At 72.0% G+C, this 17,145-nt stretch carries 16 protein-coding genes; 10 read left to right on the top strand and 6 right to left on the bottom strand.

The features are described 5' to 3' along the window. The 4 genes from ACWGKQ_RS29750 (at position 1) to ACWGKQ_RS29735 (ending at position 4,669) form a co-directional block, all read left to right on the top strand. Positions 1–1,641: an ABC transporter ATP-binding protein gene (locus tag ACWGKQ_RS29750; protein ID WP_453295073.1), complete on the top strand. Its 1,641-nt coding sequence runs from the start codon at positions 1–3 to the stop codon at positions 1,639–1,641. Further along, positions 1,638–2,819: an ABC transporter permease gene (locus ACWGKQ_RS29745; protein ID WP_453295072.1), complete on the top strand. Its 1,182-nt coding sequence runs from the start codon at positions 1,638–1,640 to the stop codon at positions 2,817–2,819. Before ACWGKQ_RS29750 ends, ACWGKQ_RS29745 begins: the two co-directional genes overlap by 4 nt. Further along, positions 2,816–3,757: an ABC transporter permease gene (locus ACWGKQ_RS29740; protein WP_453295071.1), complete on the top strand. Its 942-nt coding sequence runs from the start codon at positions 2,816–2,818 to the stop codon at positions 3,755–3,757. The genes ACWGKQ_RS29745 and ACWGKQ_RS29740 overlap by 4 nt, the downstream gene beginning before the upstream one ends. 147 nt (positions 3,758–3,904) lie before the next feature. Next, complete coding sequence (locus tag ACWGKQ_RS29735) at positions 3,905–4,669, top strand: SDR family oxidoreductase (protein ID WP_453295070.1); 765 nt, start codon at positions 3,905–3,907, stop codon at positions 4,667–4,669. Between the two features lie 77 nt (positions 4,670–4,746). On the opposite strand, the gene ACWGKQ_RS29730 is transcribed toward ACWGKQ_RS29735, so the two are convergent. The 3 genes from ACWGKQ_RS29730 to ACWGKQ_RS29720 all read right to left on the bottom strand — a co-directional run bounded on the left by ACWGKQ_RS29730 (position 4,747) and on the right by ACWGKQ_RS29720 (position 7,424). After that, positions 4,747–5,730: an aldo/keto reductase gene (locus tag ACWGKQ_RS29730; protein WP_453295069.1), complete on the bottom strand. Its 984-nt coding sequence runs from the start codon at positions 5,728–5,730 to the stop codon at positions 4,747–4,749. Positions 5,731–5,889: 159 nt separating this feature from the next. Further along, positions 5,890–6,492 (bottom strand): hypothetical protein, encoded by a 603-nt coding sequence (locus tag ACWGKQ_RS29725; protein WP_453295068.1) that lies wholly within the window; start codon positions 6,490–6,492, stop codon positions 5,890–5,892. 569 nt (positions 6,493–7,061) lie between these two features. Then, positions 7,062–7,424: a winged helix-turn-helix transcriptional regulator gene (locus tag ACWGKQ_RS29720; RefSeq protein WP_453295067.1), complete on the bottom strand. Its 363-nt coding sequence runs from the start codon at positions 7,422–7,424 to the stop codon at positions 7,062–7,064. Positions 7,425–7,622: 198 nt separating this feature from the next. Here ACWGKQ_RS29720 and ACWGKQ_RS29715 point away from each other — a divergent pair, with 198 nt between their 5' ends. The 6 genes from ACWGKQ_RS29715 (at position 7,623) to ACWGKQ_RS29690 (ending at position 14,240) form a co-directional block, all read left to right on the top strand. Next, positions 7,623–8,663: a zinc-binding alcohol dehydrogenase family protein gene (locus tag ACWGKQ_RS29715; RefSeq protein ID WP_453295066.1), complete on the top strand. Its 1,041-nt coding sequence runs from the start codon at positions 7,623–7,625 to the stop codon at positions 8,661–8,663. A 147-nt stretch (positions 8,664–8,810) separates the two neighbouring features. After that, on the top strand, positions 8,811–11,105 hold the full coding sequence (locus ACWGKQ_RS29710; RefSeq protein ID WP_453295065.1) for a BTAD domain-containing putative transcriptional regulator: 2,295 nt from the start codon (positions 8,811–8,813) through the stop codon (positions 11,103–11,105). Further along, positions 11,099–11,947, top strand: coding sequence for a hypothetical protein (locus ACWGKQ_RS29705; protein WP_453295064.1), 849 nt, complete (start codon positions 11,099–11,101; stop codon positions 11,945–11,947). The genes ACWGKQ_RS29710 and ACWGKQ_RS29705 overlap by 7 nt, the downstream gene beginning before the upstream one ends. A 329-nt stretch (positions 11,948–12,276) precedes the next feature. Beyond that, entirely contained in the window at positions 12,277–12,852 is a 576-nt protein-coding gene (locus ACWGKQ_RS29700) for a sigma-70 family RNA polymerase sigma factor (RefSeq protein ID WP_453295063.1), read from the top strand. A gap of 209 nt (positions 12,853–13,061) precedes the next feature. Further along, positions 13,062–13,898: an SGNH/GDSL hydrolase family protein gene (locus tag ACWGKQ_RS29695; protein WP_453295113.1), complete on the top strand. Its 837-nt coding sequence runs from the start codon at positions 13,062–13,064 to the stop codon at positions 13,896–13,898. 87 nt (positions 13,899–13,985) lie between these two features. Beyond that, positions 13,986–14,240, top strand: coding sequence for a hypothetical protein (locus ACWGKQ_RS29690; RefSeq protein ID WP_453295062.1), 255 nt, complete (start codon positions 13,986–13,988; stop codon positions 14,238–14,240). Positions 14,241–14,360: 120 nt separating this feature from the next. Here the strand turns inward: ACWGKQ_RS29690 and ACWGKQ_RS29685 are convergent, their stop codons facing one another. From ACWGKQ_RS29685 to ACWGKQ_RS29675, 3 genes are all read right to left on the bottom strand, one after another. Then, positions 14,361–14,825 carry a transposase gene (locus ACWGKQ_RS29685; protein ID WP_453295061.1) on the bottom strand — a complete coding sequence of 155 codons (465 nt, stop codon included), beginning with the start codon at positions 14,823–14,825 and terminating at the stop codon, positions 14,361–14,363. 117 nt (positions 14,826–14,942) lie between these two features. Then, complete coding sequence (locus ACWGKQ_RS29680) at positions 14,943–15,986, bottom strand: beta-ketoacyl-ACP synthase 3 (protein ID WP_453295060.1); 1,044 nt, start codon at positions 15,984–15,986, stop codon at positions 14,943–14,945. Beyond that, a complete protein-coding gene (locus ACWGKQ_RS29675; protein ID WP_453295059.1) occupies positions 15,983–17,095 on the bottom strand; it encodes a hypothetical protein in 1,113 nt (370 codons plus the stop codon). The genes ACWGKQ_RS29680 and ACWGKQ_RS29675 overlap by 4 nt, the downstream gene beginning before the upstream one ends. Between the last annotated feature and the right edge of the window lie 50 nt (positions 17,096–17,145).

Below are 17,145 nucleotides of genomic sequence, written 5' to 3'. Positions count from 1 at the left end.
ATGACCGTACCGAAGAACGACGCGGACAACAGCCGGCCCGGCACCCGCGGCGGGACGGCCGACCCCGCCGCCACCCCGGCGAGCGGCACACTCCACGCGGTCCCCGCCGCCCCCGCCCTGGCCCTGACGGGCATCTCCAAGCGATTCGGCCCGGTGCACGCGCTGTCCGACGTCGACTTCGACGTCCGGACCGGCGAGGTGCACGCGCTGCTCGGCGAGAACGGCGCCGGCAAGACCACGCTGATGAGCGTGGCGAGCGGGGTCTGCCGCCCCGACACCGGAACCGTCTCCCTGAACGGCACGGCCCTTCGCCCGCGCACGCCACGGGACGCGCTCCGGCACGGCCTCGGCATCGTGCACCAGAACTACCAGCTCGTGCGGAACATGTCGGTCGCGGAGAACCTGCACGTCGGCTGGGAGGCCACCTCCTTCGCGATATCCGACCGCCGACTGCGCCGCCGGGCGACCGAACTCGGCGAACGGTTCGGCCTCGCGGTGGACCCCGACGCGCAGGTCGGGCAGATGTCGGTCGGCGAGATGCAACGGGTGGCCATCCTGCGAACCCTCGTCCGCGGTGCCCGCACCCTCGTACTCGACGAGCCCACGGCAGCGCTGACCCCGCACGAGGTCGACCAACTCTTCTCGGCCGTACGGGAGATGACGGCGGGCGGCTACAGCGTCGTGTTCATCTCGCACAAGCTGGCCGAAGTGCTGGAGATCGCCGACCGCATCTCGATCCTGCGCGGCGGCCGCAACGTGGCGACCCTGCCGACCGGCGACTGCACCACCGGCTCGCTCGCCCGGCTGATGGTCGGCCGCACCGTACCGGCCCCCGAACGGCAACCGGCTCCGATCGGCCCGCCCGTCGCCACCCTCACCGGCGCACACGCCGTCGACGACCGCGGCCTCGCCGCCCTGCACGCGGTGGACCTGCGCATACACGCGGGGGAGATCGTCGGAGTGGCCGGAGTGGCCGGCAACGGCCAGCGGGAACTCGCCGAGGTACTCACCGGGACACGCCGCCTCACCGACGGCGACATCGCGATCGGCGACGTCTCCCTCACGGGGCACGACCCCCGGGCGTTTCTCGACGCCGGCGTGGGCCACGTCCCCGAGGACATCGGCAGCGGCCTCGCCCTGAACGCGCCCATCGCGCTCAGCGCGAGCATGCGGCGGATCCGCCGGGCACCGGTGCGCCGGGGCCCGCTGGTGAGCCGCCCGGCGATGCGCCGCCACGCGGCCGAGGTCATGGAGACCGCCGATCTGAGCGGCGTCAACCCCGGCCGCCGAGCCGCCACACTCTCCGGCGGACAGGCACAACGCCTCATCTTCTACCGGGAGTTGGAGGCGAGCAGCCGTCTGCTGGTCGCCTCCCACCCGACCCGCGGCCTGGACATCGCGGCGACCGCCGCCGTCCACCGCGCCCTCCTGGCCATCCGGCACGAGGGCGTCGGCATCCTGCTGGTGTCCGAGGACCTCGACGAGGTGATGGCGCTCAGCGACCGGATCGTCGTGGCCTACGAAGGCAGGATCCTCGGCGGTTTCGAGCGGCCGGACTTCGACCGGGAGCGCATCGGCATGCTGATGGGCGGCGTGACCGAACCGGCGGATCCGAGCGACGCACAAGGACGGACCCGATGAGAGAACCCACGGCACTTCCGTCCGCGCCGGCGGCCACGCCGGCCCGCGGCCACGCCCGGCCCGGCCGGCTTCCGCGCCTCGACATGGTCGACGCCCAGGCGCTCGCCCCGGCCTGGCTGCGCGCGCTGGTGATGCTGCTCGGCCTGCTGATCGGCGGGGTGTTCCTCGCCGTGCAGACCGGCCTCGGGGCGAACCTGTGGACGGTCGTCTCGACCTCGACCTTCGGCAGTTCCCTCGGCGTCAGCCAGGTGATCCAGCTGGCCACGCCGCTGGTCCTGGCCGGCTGTGCGGTCGCCGTCGCGGCCCGCGCGGGCCTGTGGAACATCGGGGTCGAGGGACAGCTCGCCATGGGCGCCTGGCTGGCGACCGCGGTGGCCTACGCGGCACCGGGGCTGCCCGGCGGCCTGCTGGCCACGCTCATGATCGCCGCCGGGGCCGTCGGCGGTGCGCTCTGGGCCACGGGCCCCGCGCTGGCCCGCGCCTACCTGGGAGTCAGCGAGGCGGTCACGACGCTCATGCTCAACTTCGTCGCCACCCTGTGGCTCCAGTACTGGGCGACCGGCCCCTGGGCCCCCACCAGGACACTCGCCGTCGGCCAGGTGAGCTCGCGGCCGGTCGCCTCCGATGCCTGGTTCCCGCAGTTCTCCCTCGGCGCGGTCACCGTCGGGCTGGGCTTCCCCCTCGCCCTGCTGATCGCCCTGCTGCTCTGGGCGGCCTTCCGCTACACGGCCGTCGGACCGGTGACGGCACTGGTGGGCGCGGACGAACGCACCGCCAGATACGCCGGAACGAACGCCGCCCGGGTCCGCGCGGCCGTCTTCGTGCTCTCCGGCGGAGTGGGCGGGCTGGCAGGAGTCGTGGTCGAGCTGGACCAGGTGCACTCACTCTCCACCCAACTCTCCGACAACACCGGCTACATCGCGATCGCGGTGGCGGTGATCGCCGCCGGTTCCCTGGCGTTCTCCGTACCCGTGGCGCTCGTGCTGGCGTTCGTCGCGGCGGCCGGCGTGTCCCTGCAGATCGCCGGCGTCTCCTCGGAGGTGACCCTCATGCTCACGGGCATCCTGCTGCTCATGGCGGCGTCCAGCGACTCGCTCGCCCGGTACCGGTTCCGGCGCACCGGACCCGTCGCACCCGTCGCTCCCGTCGGACCCGTCAAGGAAGAGGCGACACCATGACGTGGCATGTCCTACAGACCTCCCTGGCGCTGGCGATCGTCACCGGCACGCCCCTCGTGTTCGCCGGGCTCGGCGGCCTGCTCGCCGAGCGCTCCGGAGTGCTCAACGTCGGTATCGAGGGCGTCATGCTCGTCGGTGCCGTCTTCGGATTCGTCACCGCACACGGCACGGGCTCTCTCCCGGCCGCCCTGCTGGCCGGATGCGCGGCCGGCGGACTCTTCAGCCTCGTCTTCTTCGGGCTCCCGGCCCTGAAGATCCGGGCGCCTCAGCTGCTCATCGGCTTCGCCCTGTGGTTCATCGGCGCGGGGCTGTCCGCCCAGATCGGCAACCCCTACACCGAGACCTCGCTGCCGTTCCATGTCCGTCCCACACCGGTGCCGCTGCTGCACGACATCCCCTACATCGGGCCGATCCTCTTCGACCAGCACTGGGTCGTCTACCTCGGCGTGCTCCTCGCCCTGGCCGCCGCGCTCATGCTCGGGCGCACCCGCCACGGCCTCAACCTGCGCGCGGTCGGCGAGGATCCGCAGGCCGCCTACGCGGCAGGCCTGAACGTGGTCCGGTGGCGGCTGGCCTACGTCGCGATCGGGGGGATATTGCAGGGCCTCGGCGGCGCCGTCCTGAGCGTGGTGATCGTGCAGGCCTGGCGGTCGGAGATGACCGCGGGCACCGGCTTCGTCGCGCTCGCGCTGGTGACCGTCGCCGGCTGGGCCCCGGTACGCCTGCTCCTGACCAGCTATGCCTTCGGCGTCCTGCTGGTGCTGGGCAGCGTCGGCCAGGCCCAGGAATGGCCGGTCTCCTCGGAGTTCCTCAGGATGGTCCCGTACGTGCTGACGGTAGTGGTGCTCGTCGTACGCATCTGGCGGGAACGCAGTCGGCCCGGCGCCACCAGGGCCCCCGCGGGCCTGGGCCAGACATACGCCCCCGGCCAGCGCTGACCGGACTCCGGCCGCGCCCACCGCTGTTTCGCCCTCAAGGCGCCTTCCACTTATTTGACACAGAGAGACCACGGGAGAATGAGCCGAATGAAGAGTCCTGCTGTGCACAACGGACCTGTGCCCGGCCGACACCGGGGACCGGTCGTCGTGACCGGGGGTTCCTCCGGTATGGGGGCCGCCGTGGTGGAGCGCCTGGTCAGCGCCCGACGCGATGTCGTCGTCCTCGACCGAGTCGCCCCTACCGCCGATGTGCCCTACCTCCGGTGCGACCTGACCGATGTCACCTCCATCGACGACGCCGTCGCCGCGCTGCCGACCACCGTGGCGGGGCTCTGCAACATCGCCGGACTACCGGGCACGAAGGAAGCGCACGAGGTGCTGGCGGTCAACATGTTCGCGCCCCGTCACCTCACCCGGGAACTGCTGCCCCGGCTCTCCGAGGGCAGCGCCGTCGTCAATCTGGCATCGACCCTGGGCGTGGGGTGGGCGACCAACCGGCCCGCTGTCGACGAGGTCCTCGAACAGACCTCCTTTGACAAGGGTGTCGCCTGGGCGCGGGAAGGGCGACTCGACGGCAGTACGGCCTACCGGCTCTCGAAGCAGGCGTTGACCCTCTGGACCAAGCAACTCGCCGTCGACCTGATGCCGCGACGGATCCGTGCCAACAGTGTGAGCCCAGGACCGGTGACCACACCGATCCTCCAGGCCTTCTACGACTCGGCGGACCCGGACCTCCTCGACGGCTTCCACACGAGCATCGGCCGGCACGGCACCCCGGACGAAATCGCCGAGGTCGTGATCTTCCTGCTGGACCAGGCAGGGTGGATCAACGGGGCGGACATCGTGGTGGACGGCGGCGGCGAGGCTCTCCTCGACGTAGGTGCAATCCGGCCCGGAGAACAGAACGCCTAGGACCGCCCGCTCGACGGTGTTGCGCCCCCTGCTACCGCTCCTCAGGTCCTGGCCGCCCGATCATGATTCGGGGGACGTCAGGCATGCACCGGCGCCCGCTCGTCCAGAAGCCCTTCGCCTCGCAGATCGTCCCAGAGCGTTGCGGGGATCTCCACGCCGTACGCTGCGACGTTGCGCCGCACTTCGTCCGCGGTGCGCATGCCGACCACGATGCCCGACACGGCCGGGTGGCGGAGCGGGAAGGCCATCGCCACGGCCGGCAGGGTCACACCATGTGCCTCGCAGACATCAGCCATGCGATGTGCGCGCTCAAGTATCTGCGGGGTGGCGGGCACGTAATCGAAGGTGGCACTCTCGGCGGGGCGGGCCGTGGCGAGCAGGCCGGAATTGAAGATCGATGCCGCAAGCACCGAGACCCCCCGGTCCGTGCAGGCAGGCAGCAGTTCGTCGAGGGCGCTGGAGTCCAGCAGCGTGTAACGGCCGGAGAGCATCACTGCATCGACGTCCGACTCCTTTACCAGCCGGGTCAGTTTGCCCGGGTGGTACATCCCCGCGCCGATCGCGCCCACCATCCCCTGGGCACGCAGTTCGGCGAGGGCCGGGTAGCCCTCACGCAACGCGTCCTCGAAACGCTCCTCCGCGTCGTGCAGGAACAGCACGTCGATACGGTCGACGCCCATCCGCTCGAGCGAGTCCTCCACGCTGCGCCGAACACCGTCTCGTGTGAAGTCCCACACCCGACGGTGCGTCGCGGGCACCACGAAAGGCTCGTCCATCCGGCCCGCCGGGTCCTGCGGAACCAGCAGCCTGCCGACCTTCGTCGACAGCGTCCACTCCTCGCGCGGCTTGTCGCGCAGGAGGTCACCGATGCGGCGCTCGGAATGCCCGATGCCGTAGTGCGGAGAGGTGTCGAAGTAGCGGATCCCGCTGTCCCAGGCCGCCTCAAGAGCTTCCGCGGCGGTCTCGTCGTCGAGCGGCTCGAAGAGCCCGCCGAGCGGACCGCCCCCGAAGCCCAGCTCCGTGACCTGCACCTTGCTCTTCCCGAGCCGGTTCTGCCTCATCCACCGTTCCCCTCACATGGCTGGTGACGCGCAATCATCCTGCCGTGGCCCGCACCAGCTCTCCAAGGGGGTTTCGCGCCGCAAGATCCGTCGGACAGCCGAGAGGGGTGGTTCACCGGTGCCCACGCAGCGCCGGGAACCGCCCCTCGCCCGCTTCCCTCAGGCGGTGGCGGCCGAACTCGCGATGCTGAGCAGCTGTTTGCCCTGTGCGGTGCGGATGACGTACGACGTGACCTCGCCGGGCGGAATGCCGACACCGCCGGTTCCCAGCAGCCGCTCCTTGGCCGATCCGGGCAGACCGTACCCTCCCTCGGGTACCTGCCAGGTGAACGCCGTCTCCTCCTTGCCGTCGTGGGACACGGCGACCAGCGAGCAGCTCTGCGGGCCGCTGACCCCGCTCAGTTCCAGCAGCACGCGCGTACCCCAACCCGTGCGCTGGGGTTCGATCGAGGCCGCGATGCCGTCGGCTCCCGTCGCCCGCAGGACCGACAGGCCCGCCGGGCGGGCGGGGGCGCTGCCGGGGGGCCGATCCGGTGCGGCCAGAAGCGAAACACCGAAGCCCAGCACGACGCCGGCGGCGCCCGCGGCGACCGCCCAGCTCCAGCGGGCCCTCGAAGACCTCCGCACCGTCACCGGGTCGAGCGGAGGCACCACGACAGCCTCCGCCAGCACGGCCCGCACCGCGGCCTCCCGGAGATCGGGGATCCTCCCGGACCAGTCACCGAGCAGTTCCTCCTCGGGCAGGTCGCGGAGACTGGACAAGGTCGCGAGGATGTCGTCCGTCTCGGCAGCGCAACCCGGGCATGCACGCAGATGCCTGCTGACGCCTTCGGACTCCTCGGAATCAAGGGCTGCCATGGCATAGGCAGCCAGTTGTGACTTCTCCTGCTCGCATTTCACGCTGCGGTCTCCTGGAATGGTCTCCGTTCCCCCGGCGACTCGCTTGCTCTACGACGACCGGGCCCCAAAGGTTCATGACGAAGCCGAACACCCTGGTCACGGCGGACCGCCCGGTCGGTCGCGCGCCGGGCGGGTCAGGACGGGCCCTTTTGGGCGCGCATGAGGCAGTTCGATTTATCCGCACCGCCTCACCGTGCGGCTCGACCACGGAGCAAGCATCCGACTCCCTGCTTCCCCGCTTCCCCGTGCGGCGTGGCCGTGCGGCAGAAGGTCCGGACCCGACGCGCGCCGGGGGAAGACAGGCCGGGTCCGGAGCGGCTGGGAACGAGGGAGAGTCCCAGCCGCTTGTGATACGGGCGGGCGGCCGGAGCGGTTCACCGGGGCCGGCTCTCGTCGGCACGGCGACGCGGGACCGCCGGGGAGCCGCTGTGTCACTGGGACGCCGGGAAGCGTTCGATGTTCTCCTCCACCCAGGTGCGCAGGTGGGCCAGGGGGCGGCAGGCGTCCTCGCCGAGCGGGGTCAGGCTGTATTCGACGCGGGGCGGGATCTCCGGGTAGATCTCGCGGTGGACCAGGCCGTGCTCCTCCAGGCGGCGCAGCGTCTGGGTGAGGACCTTGGGGCTCACCCCCTGCAGCCGTGCGCGCAGTGCTCCGAAGCGCTCCGGCCCGTCCTCCAGGGCGCCCAGGGCGAGGGCGCTCCACTTGTTGGCCAGCAGATCCAGCATGTCCCGGCAGGGGCAGGCGGCGAGATAGACGCTCTTCGGGTCGTCACACAGGTGTGCTGTCGTCGTCATGCAGTAATAGTACCCAATGGGAACCATGGGCCCTTGCGGGTAACCACTATCCATTTCGTACTGTCGCCGACGTGGTCGAAGTCGCGGAACCGCCCGCGCGTGTCCTGTCGGCGCGGCCACGTTCTCTCGATGAATCCGAAGCGGAGCGGCACCGTCCGCAGCTCTCGGATCACGCACACGTGGAAAGGCCGGACCACCATGAACGACACGTACGACATCCCCGCGACGATGCCCGCGGTCGCCTACCGCAAGTCGCTGCCCGTCGACGATGCCGAGAGCCTGGTCGACGTCACGCTGCCCACCCCGAAGCCCGGGCCCAGGGATGTGCTGGTGCGGGTCGAGGCGATCGCCGTCAACCCGGTGGACTACAAGCTCCGGCAGAACGTCGACCCGGGCGGTGAGGTGAAGGTGCTCGGCTGGGACGCGGCCGGGACCGTCGTCGCCGTCGGCGGCGAGGTGGAACTCTTCTCGGTGGGCGACGAGGTGTACTACGCCGGTGCGCTGGACCGCCCCGGCGCCAACTCCCGCTACCACGTGGTCGACGAGCGGATCGTCGCCCGTAAGCCGACGACGGTCTCCTTCGCCGAGGCCGCCGCGCTGCCGCTGACCTCGCTCACCGCGTGGGAGGGGCTGTTCGAGCGGCTGGGGCTGCGCTCGGGTGCCCTGGATCAGACCGGCGCGCTGCTGGTCACCGCGGCCGCCGGCGGCGTGGGGTCGATCACCGTGCAGCTGGCCCGTGCCCTGACCAGTCTCACCGTCATCGGTACGGCGTCGCGCCCCGAGAGCGTCGACTTCGCGCGCCGGATGGGTGCCCACCACGTCATCGACCACCGCAGGCCGCTGGGCCCGCAGCTGGCCGAAGTCGCGCCGGAGGGCATCGACTTCGTCTTCAGCACCACGGCCACCGGTCACAACCTGGCCGACTACGCCGAGGCGCTCACCCCCTTCGGCCAGATCGTCGCCATCGACGACTTCGACTCGCTGCCCGTCGGAGTGCTCAAGGCGAAGAGCATCTCCTTCCACCAGGAGTTCATGTACACGCGGTCGATGTTCCGCACGAAGGACCAGAACATGCAGCACCACATCCTCACCCAGGTCGCCCGCCTCGTCGACGCCGGAATTCTCACCGGCACGGCCACCCGCGACCTCGGCCCGGTCAACGCCGCGAACCTCCGTGAGGCCCACCGCGTCCAGGAGAGCGGCGCCGCCATCGGGAAGACGACTCTCACCGGATTCTGATCGGCCGGGGCAGGAGGCTCCGTCCCGCCGCGGGCCCGGGCCGCGAGCCGTCTCCGGGACATCCCCCGGAGCGACTAGCCTGACCGCCCGCGGTGTCAGCTCCGTGGGAGACCCCGGCCCGCAGGCCGAAACGTGAAAGAGGACGTCATGCACTTCCGGCTCCTCGGACCCCTTGAACTGGTTTCCGATCATGGTGCCGTCGTGCTTCCCGGCGCCCTCTCCCGCGCGATCGTCACGCGGCTGCTCCTCGCCGGGGGAGCGGTCGTCCAGCGTGACACGCTCATCGACGACCTGTGGGCGGAGCGCGAGGCGAAGGATCCGGTCAACGCCCTTCAGGTCCAGGTGACCAAGCTCCGCGCGGCCTTCGCGGCGCAGGGCGAGGACGAGCGGCTGCTGTCACGGCACGGGGGCTACCAGGTCGACCTGAGGCCGGAGGACGCGCTCGACACGGTCCGGTTCGAGGCCGCGGTCCGACGGGGACACGACTACCTCAAGGCAGGCGCCCACCACGAGGCGGAGACAGCCTTGCGGGAAGGGCTGGCGCTGTGGCGCGGCCGGGCTCTGGACGATCTCGAAGGCCGGGTGTTCGGCTCGGAGCGGTCGCGTCTGGAGGATCTGCGGCTCGGTGCGCTGGAGGATGCCGCGGCGGCGGGGCTGGAGTTGGGACGTGCGGAACAGCTGGTGCCGGAGCTGAAGGCGCTGGTGGCCGGCTGGCCCTTGCGGGAACGGCTGCGTGAGCGGCTGATGCTGGCGCTCTACCGCTCGGGGCGGCTGGCCGACGCGTTGGAGGTGTACGAGGAGGGGTGCCGGCTGCTCAAGGCGGAGCTGGGGGTCGTTCCGTCGCTGGAGCTGCGGTCGTTGCACGCGGCGCTCGTCCGGCACGATCCGTCGGTCCGGGCCGCGGGAGCGGCGGACGCGGTGCGCGTGGACGGCGGCGCGTCGCCCGCGCGGAAGGGGAACCTGAGCCGTCCGCTGGGCCCGTTCGTGGGCCGGAGGGGAGACCTGGAAGGGCTCTGCGAGGCGGTCGGCGGGGCGCGGCTGGTCACTGTGGTGGGGCCCGGGGGCGTGGGCAAGACGCGGCTGGCGCTGGAGGCCGGCGCGGTGCTGGAGTCCTCCTGCGACGGCGTGTGGTGGGTGGACCTGGCCTCGACCGACGACGCGGGTGTGCTGCTCGCCGTAGCCGGTGCCCTGGGGCTGTCCGACGCGTCGGTACGGCCGGATCAGCCGCCGCACGACTACACACACCGGCTGATCTCGTTCTTCGCGGGCCGGGACGCGGTGCTCGCCCTCGACAACTGTGAACATGTGCTGGACACGGTCGCCCCGCTGGTGGGGACGTTGCTGGGCAGCTGCCCCTCGCTGACGGTCGTCACCACGAGCCGGGCGCCGCTGGGGGCACGGGGCGAGGTGCTGTACCAGCTGGCGCCGATGCCGGACACGGAGGCCGCGGACCTGTTCGCGGCACGCGCCGTGATGATCGATCCGTCGTTCCGGGGGGACGAGGCGGCGGCGCGGGACATCCGGTCGCTGTGCCGCCGGCTGGACGGCCTGCCGTTGGCGGTGGAACTGGCCGCCGCCCATGTGCGGTTGCTGTCGGTGCGGGAGATCGAGGACCGTCTGGACAACCGTTTCGTGCTGCTGACGAAGGGGGAGCGGACGGCACCGGCCCGTCACCGGACCCTGCGTGCGGTGCTGGACTGGAGCTACGCGCTGCTCGACGGGACCGAGCAGCGGGTGCTGACGGAACTCGCCCTGTACGTCGGCGGGTGCTCCGTCGAGGTCGCGGAGACGGCGGTCGCACTGGACGAGGAGTGCAGGCACCAGTTGTTGCACGTGCTGGCGCAACTGGTCGACAAGTCCCTCGTCTTCTCCGTGCCGACACCGCACGGCAACCGGCTGCGCATGCTGGAGACGGTCCGTGAGTACGCGCTGGCCCGGCTCCGGGACGAGGGGAGGGCGGCCGAGGCGGAGGAGCGCCTCATGGCATGGGCCCTGGACTTCGTGCGCGAGGCCGGCGACGGAATCGCGTCCGGTGACCAGGGGGAATGGGTCAGGCGGCTCACCGCGGAGTCCGCCACCATCAGGACGGCGTCGGACCTGATGCTGGACAGGTCCAGGACACTCAGGTCCTGTCGCTGGAGGCACGGCTCGGCTACTACTGGAACATCAGCGGCCGCGAGGAAGAGGGAATCGAGCGGCTCCAGCGCAGCCTTCAGGCCTACGACGCGGCGGTACAGGGGCAGCGGGCCGCGGCGCCCACCGCGGAGGACGAACGGGCACTCTTCTACACCCTCGCCTGGCTCGTCTGGCTCAGCCATGTGGTCGGCCGGCACGCCGAGGCCCGCGCGTTCATCGACCGGTTCAGAACGGAGTGGCGGCAGGCGAAGAACCCCGACCTCGCCGTCCTGGGGCCCTGCTTCGAGCCGATGCACGCGATGCTGAACGGGCAGGACGACGTGGACGAGCTCTTCATACTCGCGGAGAAGGGCGTCGCGGGCACGGAGTTCCACTGGGACCGCACGGTCCTCCACGTGAACTGGTCGATCCACTGCCTCCAGCGCGGGGACGTCGAAGGCGCCCGCGGCCACGGGCTGGCCGCCGTCTCGGCGGCCCGCGCCGCGTCCGACGACTTCGCGCGGGCGTACTCCCTCATCTCCTGCGGCGACGCGGAGGAGAGCGGCGGCCTGCGGGACCGGGCCCGGGAGCACTGGAACGAAGCCGCGCGCATCCTGCGCCGCATCGGCGCGCGAGCCCTCTACGCGTACATCGCCCTCAGGATCGCCTGCCTGGACATCGCGGAAGGGGCGTTCGACGCGGCCGAAGCACGGCTGGCGGAGCTGGACCGACTCGCGGACGAACTGAGTGCGGACGATCTGCGGGCCGCGACGGCCATCCTGCGCGCGGTGCTCGCACTCCACGAGCGTCGTCTCTCCGACGCGCGGACGATCTTCAGCACCGTCTGGAACAGCCCCATGGCGCCGCTCGACCGCAGAGCCGTCTCCGCCGTCGGCCTGGCCGTCGTGGCGACGTTCGGCGTACCCGGCCCCGGCGCGTCCGACGACGTCCGGGTGTGGCTGGAGCGCGCGCACCGGGCCCACGCCCAGGTGCTCGAACCGCTGGCCCACCGCGCGGTGGGCGCTCTGCTGGAGAAGCTGGACGCCTGCCACCGGACCGGTCCCAGCCAGGAGACCGCCGCGGACCGGGCCCACGAATGGCTCTCCGGCAACCCCTTCGTCATGGTCTGCTTCAGCGGAGTGCTGAACGGCCCGGGCCGGCACCGCTGAGCGGAGCACGCAGACCGGGGCGGACAGACCGTAAGAGTCCCGCCTTCACCGAACTCCGGCCGTGAACCCCTTCTCGGTGCGCCCCGTAACAGCAGTGGACGGCATACGACGGCGACGGCATACGACCCCGACGGCGCGCTTTCCGAGCGGCGCGGCACGTGGTCCTGTCATGGGCCGTGGTTCCCCTTTCGCGCGGCTGTCCTCGCAGCTGAGTGCCCGTTAAGCGGACAGCAAGTGGTTGGCAAGTAGTCCCCCCAAGGGTTGGCCCGTTCAGCTTTCAACGAGTTTGCGCGTCTTCCGTCGGGTACCGGCGCGCGGGGAACGCGGGCATGAAACACAGCACAGGCGACCGGGGCACGGACCAGCAGCGACCGAGCGGCCGTGGCCGGCACAGGGCGGGCGACGAGGCGTTCGTGCGTGCTCTCTACGACAAGCACGGGATGTTCATGGTGAGAGTGGCGACGGGGCTGCTGTGCGGCGACACCCACCAGGCCCAGGACATGGTGCAGGAGACCGTCCTGCGGGCCTGGCGGCATGCAGGTTCCCTGGACCCCGGCGCGGAGGGGGTGCGGCCCTGGCTCGTCACCGTCCTGCGCAACCTCGTCATCGACGGCCACCGTGCCCGCCAGGCCCGTCCCCCGGAGACCGACGACGCCACCCTCGCCGACCTGCCCGGCCCCGAACACGTCGAGCGCGCCCTCAGCAAGAAGATCGTCCGCGAGGCCCTGGCGGACCTCTCCCTCCAGCACCGCGAGATCCTCGTCCACGCCCATTTCCTGGACCAGTCCGAGGCACGGACCGCCCAGCTCCTCGGCATACCCCGCGGCACCGTCAAATCCCGCACCCACCTGGCCCTCAGGGCCCTGCGGACCGCATTGGCCGAGCGCGGCTACCCCCAGTCCTGAGCGGAACCTCCGGAGCGAGTGAACCTCCCTGGCCCGGGTTTCGTTTGATCTCACGTCAGTACATCGCCCCACATCTGACGACTGTCGTCGGAGCGGCTCGACGAGCTCTCCCGGGGCCTGACGAATGGACGGACTTGAACAACAAGCAGACCAAGAGATCCCCCGGGCGGCGGGGCCTGCTGCGAGGCGCCGCGGTGGCGTGTTGCGCGATGGCGCTGTCCACCGCGGGGGCGATACCGGCGAGCGCCGCGACACCCGCCGCGCACACCGTGGGCTACGTCGCGCTCGGCGACTCGTACGCCTCCGGCCCCGGCATCCCGACCCAGGTCGACTCCGCGTGCGCGCGGTCCGACCGGAACTATCCCGCACTCCTCGCGGCGGCCACGCACGCGCGGCTGACCGACGTCAGCTGTGCGGGCGCCACGACGACCGCGCTGGCCGGTCCCCAGGGCGCGCAGCTGCCGCAGTTGGACGCGCTGGGCGCGGACACGGACGTGGTCACCCTGACCATCGGCGGCAACGACATCGGTTTCTCCAGCGACCTGGCCACCTGCGCGGGGCTCGCGGCCAAGGACCCGACGGGCAACCCGTGCCAGACCTTCTTCACGAGCGACGGCACCGACCAGCTGGAGCAGCGCGTCGAGGACACCGCCCCGAAGATCGCCGCGGCGCTGGACGCCGTCCGGCAGCGGGCGCCCCGTGCCAGGGTCCTGGTGGTCGGCTATCCCGACCTGTTCCCGGACGACGGGGTCGGCTGCACCAGCTCCGTGATGCCCCTGGCCGCCGGTGACTTCGGCTATCTGCGGGACACCGAGAAGAAGCTCAACGCCATGCTCGCCCGGCAGGCGTCGGCGAACGGCGCCCGCTACGTCGACACCTACACCCCGACCACAGGACACGACATGTGCCGGCCGGCCGGCGAACGCTGGATCGAACCCCTGGTGGCGGCGGCTCCGACCGCCCCCGCCCACCCCAATGCCCAGGGCCAGCAGGCCATGGCCGCAGCGGTGGAGCACGCTCTCCGCTGCGGAGCGCACCGCCGCTGACTCCGGTGCGAAGACGGGGCGCCGGCCGGCCTCACGGAGAGCCGGCGCCCCTGCCTTCGCGGTACGACAGGTAGACGGATGGCACGTATGTCGATCTCGAAGTTCACGTCAGAGCAGAAAATCCACCACCTGGTCACCTGGGCCGCGGAATGGCACGGGGAACGCAGAGGGCGGAGCATGTGGGCCTATTCCCTGAGTCTGGGCGGATCCCATGCCCTCATGAACGACTGGGTCAAGAACGAGAAGCTGCTCCGGCTGCTCACCCAGGAGGAGAAAAGCCTGATCCGGGCGGCGCGGGAGCGGGCCGCACGGGATTGGGCAGGCGGGGCGGCGGAAAGCTGACAAGCGCGGGAGCGTGAACCAGCACACGAACCGTGTACAGAACTGCATACGAATGAGAGAAGTCGGGCCGATGCTGCGGAAGGCTGCCGCCGGGCGGGCGGACGGTGATAGAAGTACCGGTCATGCGGGCGGAGACGCCTCGGAGTGGGTGCGGAGTCTGCGCTCCTCCTCGGCCGCCTTGCGCAAGGGGTCGAGGAGCTGAGGGCGTGTCACCGTCGTCCCGGAGGCGCGTACCAGCGACTCGAAGGTGCCGGCCCGGGCCCACTGCTGGAAGCGGTGGTGGACGGTCTGCCAGGCGCCGTAGCGGGCGGGCATGTTCCGCCATGAACTGCCGGTGCGGAAGCGCCACATGACTCCGTCGAACTGATCGCGCAGCCCCTCCGGATAGGGCCCGCGCTCGCCGAGCGGGAGCAGCGGCACGACCGCCTGCCACTGGTCGTCGGTCAGACCGTCCTGCCCGGCTGCCGTAGCGGGGGCGACGGTGTCCGGTCCGGACGCGGCCAGTTCGGCCAGGAGCGAGCGGACCGTTCCGACGATGTTCATGGCCATCGCCGGGTCGGTGCCCGGCCGGGCATGGGCGCTCATCCGGATCGGGGGAGCCGGTGGGAGGCCCGGGTACTCGACCCGGCGGGCCGGTTCCGTCAACGCCGGTGCCACGCTCGCCGGTTTCGCGCCTACGGGCTCCGCGCCCGCCGGTCCTCCTCAAGGCAGCGCCACCACCTGGGCCGCGTGGCCGAGGCCCGCGCCGAAGCCGACCAGGAGGGCGAGGCCGCGTCGCGGGACCGCTCCCCGGGCGAGCAGTTCCTCCATGGCCAGCGGAATCGACGCCGCCGACGTGTTGGCCGTACGGACGATGTCCCGGGCCACCACCACATGGGGCGGCAGCCGCAGTGCGGCCGCCGCCGCGTCGACGATGCGGAGGTTGGCCTGGTGCGGGACGAACGCGGCCAGGTCGGCGGCGGCCACGCCCGCCGCGCCGAGGGCCGCGCGGGCCGCCGCCGGCACCGTGGCCACCGCCCACCGGAACACGGCGGGCCCGTCCATGCGCAGCGTGGGCACCGCGGCGGCCGGGGTGCCCGGGACGGGCCAGGGCCGGGAATGGGCGATGGCTTCGTGACGGTCGCCGGCGGAACCCCAGACCACCGGGCCCATCCCCGGTTCCGCCGCCGGACCGACGACCACCGCGCCGGCACCGTCACCGAAGAGGAAGGCCGTGCCGCGGTCCGTGGGATCCACGATGTAGGTCATCCGCTCCGCTCCGACCACCACGACGTGCCGGCTGTTGCCCGACCGGATCAGGGAGTCCGCCGTGGCCAGCGCGTGCACGAAACCCGCGCAGGCGGCGCCCACGTCCAGCGCACCGGCCGCACGGGCCCCGATCCGGTGGGCGACCCGGGGAGCGGCCGGGGGCGACTGCTCCAGCTGGGACATGGAGGCGAGCAGCACGGTGTCGACCGCGTCGGGCGCGACGCCCGCCTGGGCGAGCGCCTTGAGCGAGGCGGCCGTGGCCATCTCGACGACCGACTCGTCCGGCGCGGCGAAGCGCCGGGCGGCGATGCCCGACCTGCGCCGGAACCATTCGTCGCTGGAATCGATCGCCACCGCGACCTCGGCGTTGGACACCACCCGCGCGGGCCGGTGGGCCCCGAGACCGAGGATCCTCGCACCCGGGACCGCGGTGGGACCGGTCAGCCCCCGCGCCTCCGTCCGCTCCAGAGCCCTTGCCCGAGCCGGCACGCCGGTCATCGCCGAACTCCCGAGCCGGTCGCCTGGGGAGTCCCGAACTCGCCGGCCAGATAGCGCCGGCGCGTCTCCCGCCGCTGCACCTTCCCGCTGGAGGTCTTGGGCAGCGCGCCCCTCCTGACCACCAGGATCTCGTCGGCCGTCAGCCGCTGCCCGTCCAGCACCGCCTCCCGGACCCGCTCGCGCAGCCCCTCGGCGCCGCCGTCGCGCAGCGCCCGCTGGAACAGCTGCTCGGGCAGGGCCGACACCGCGGGGCTCCCGGTGTCCGTGACCGTGCCCGTCGCGGTGGCGGCCAGCTGGAGACTGGCCAGCGGGGACCCGATCAGGACGCCCCGGCCACGCAGCGACAGCAGCCCCATGGCCTGCCGGGACCGCTGTTCGGCGAGCCGGGCGTCACCCTGGCGGACGGCGATCTCGGCCCGTAGCGCGGCGAACAGCGCCTGCCACGTGGGCACATCGCGCCGGGTGGCCTCACGCAGCAGCAGATCGCACCAGGTCACCGCGAGATCGCAGCGGTCGACGTAGATCAGCACGGACAGCGCCTGGTGGATCGTGTCGAAGCTGGTGTCGTCCAACAGGGTCGTCTGCAAGGTCAGTTCGGCGCCGCGCAAGGTCTCCGCGTCGGGCCCCGACCGCAGCAGCCGGTTCAGGGCGTCGGCCATCCGCCGGGGCGCGTCGGTGCCCCACGCGGCCGGCCGGCGCGGGCGGACCCGGGCGGTGGGCCGGGGCAGCAGCGGCGGCCGGGAGGCGTGCAGCCACTGCCGGGCCGCGTGGTAGTCCGCGGTGAAGCGCGAGTCCAGTGCCTCCGCGGAGCGCTCCAGGCTGCGCAGCGCGAGGGCGATCTCGTCGCCGCCGCCGTGCCACAGCAGCCGGCCCAGCAGCGCCACGATCTGGCAGCCCGACAGCCGGCCCTCCCGCAGCGCCGCGACCAGCGGACGCAGCCGTCGGCAGGCGGTGTCGGGATCGGTGCGGAAGTCGACGAGGCTGCGCAGCATGGTCACCGTCACCCGCTGGTCGTCGTTCGCGCAGGACGCCTCGGCCACGTCCAGGCAGGACTCGGCGAACGAGGTGTCGTCGCGGCGCAGCGCGTCCTGTGCCGCCTCCAGCGCCACGGCGAACGCCCACGGTTCCCGGCCGTGCCGGGCCGCCGCCAGGTGGACGG

This window comes from Streptomyces sp. NPDC054770 (assembly GCF_053611985.1).
This window is presented reverse-complemented; position numbering and strand designations above follow the sequence as displayed.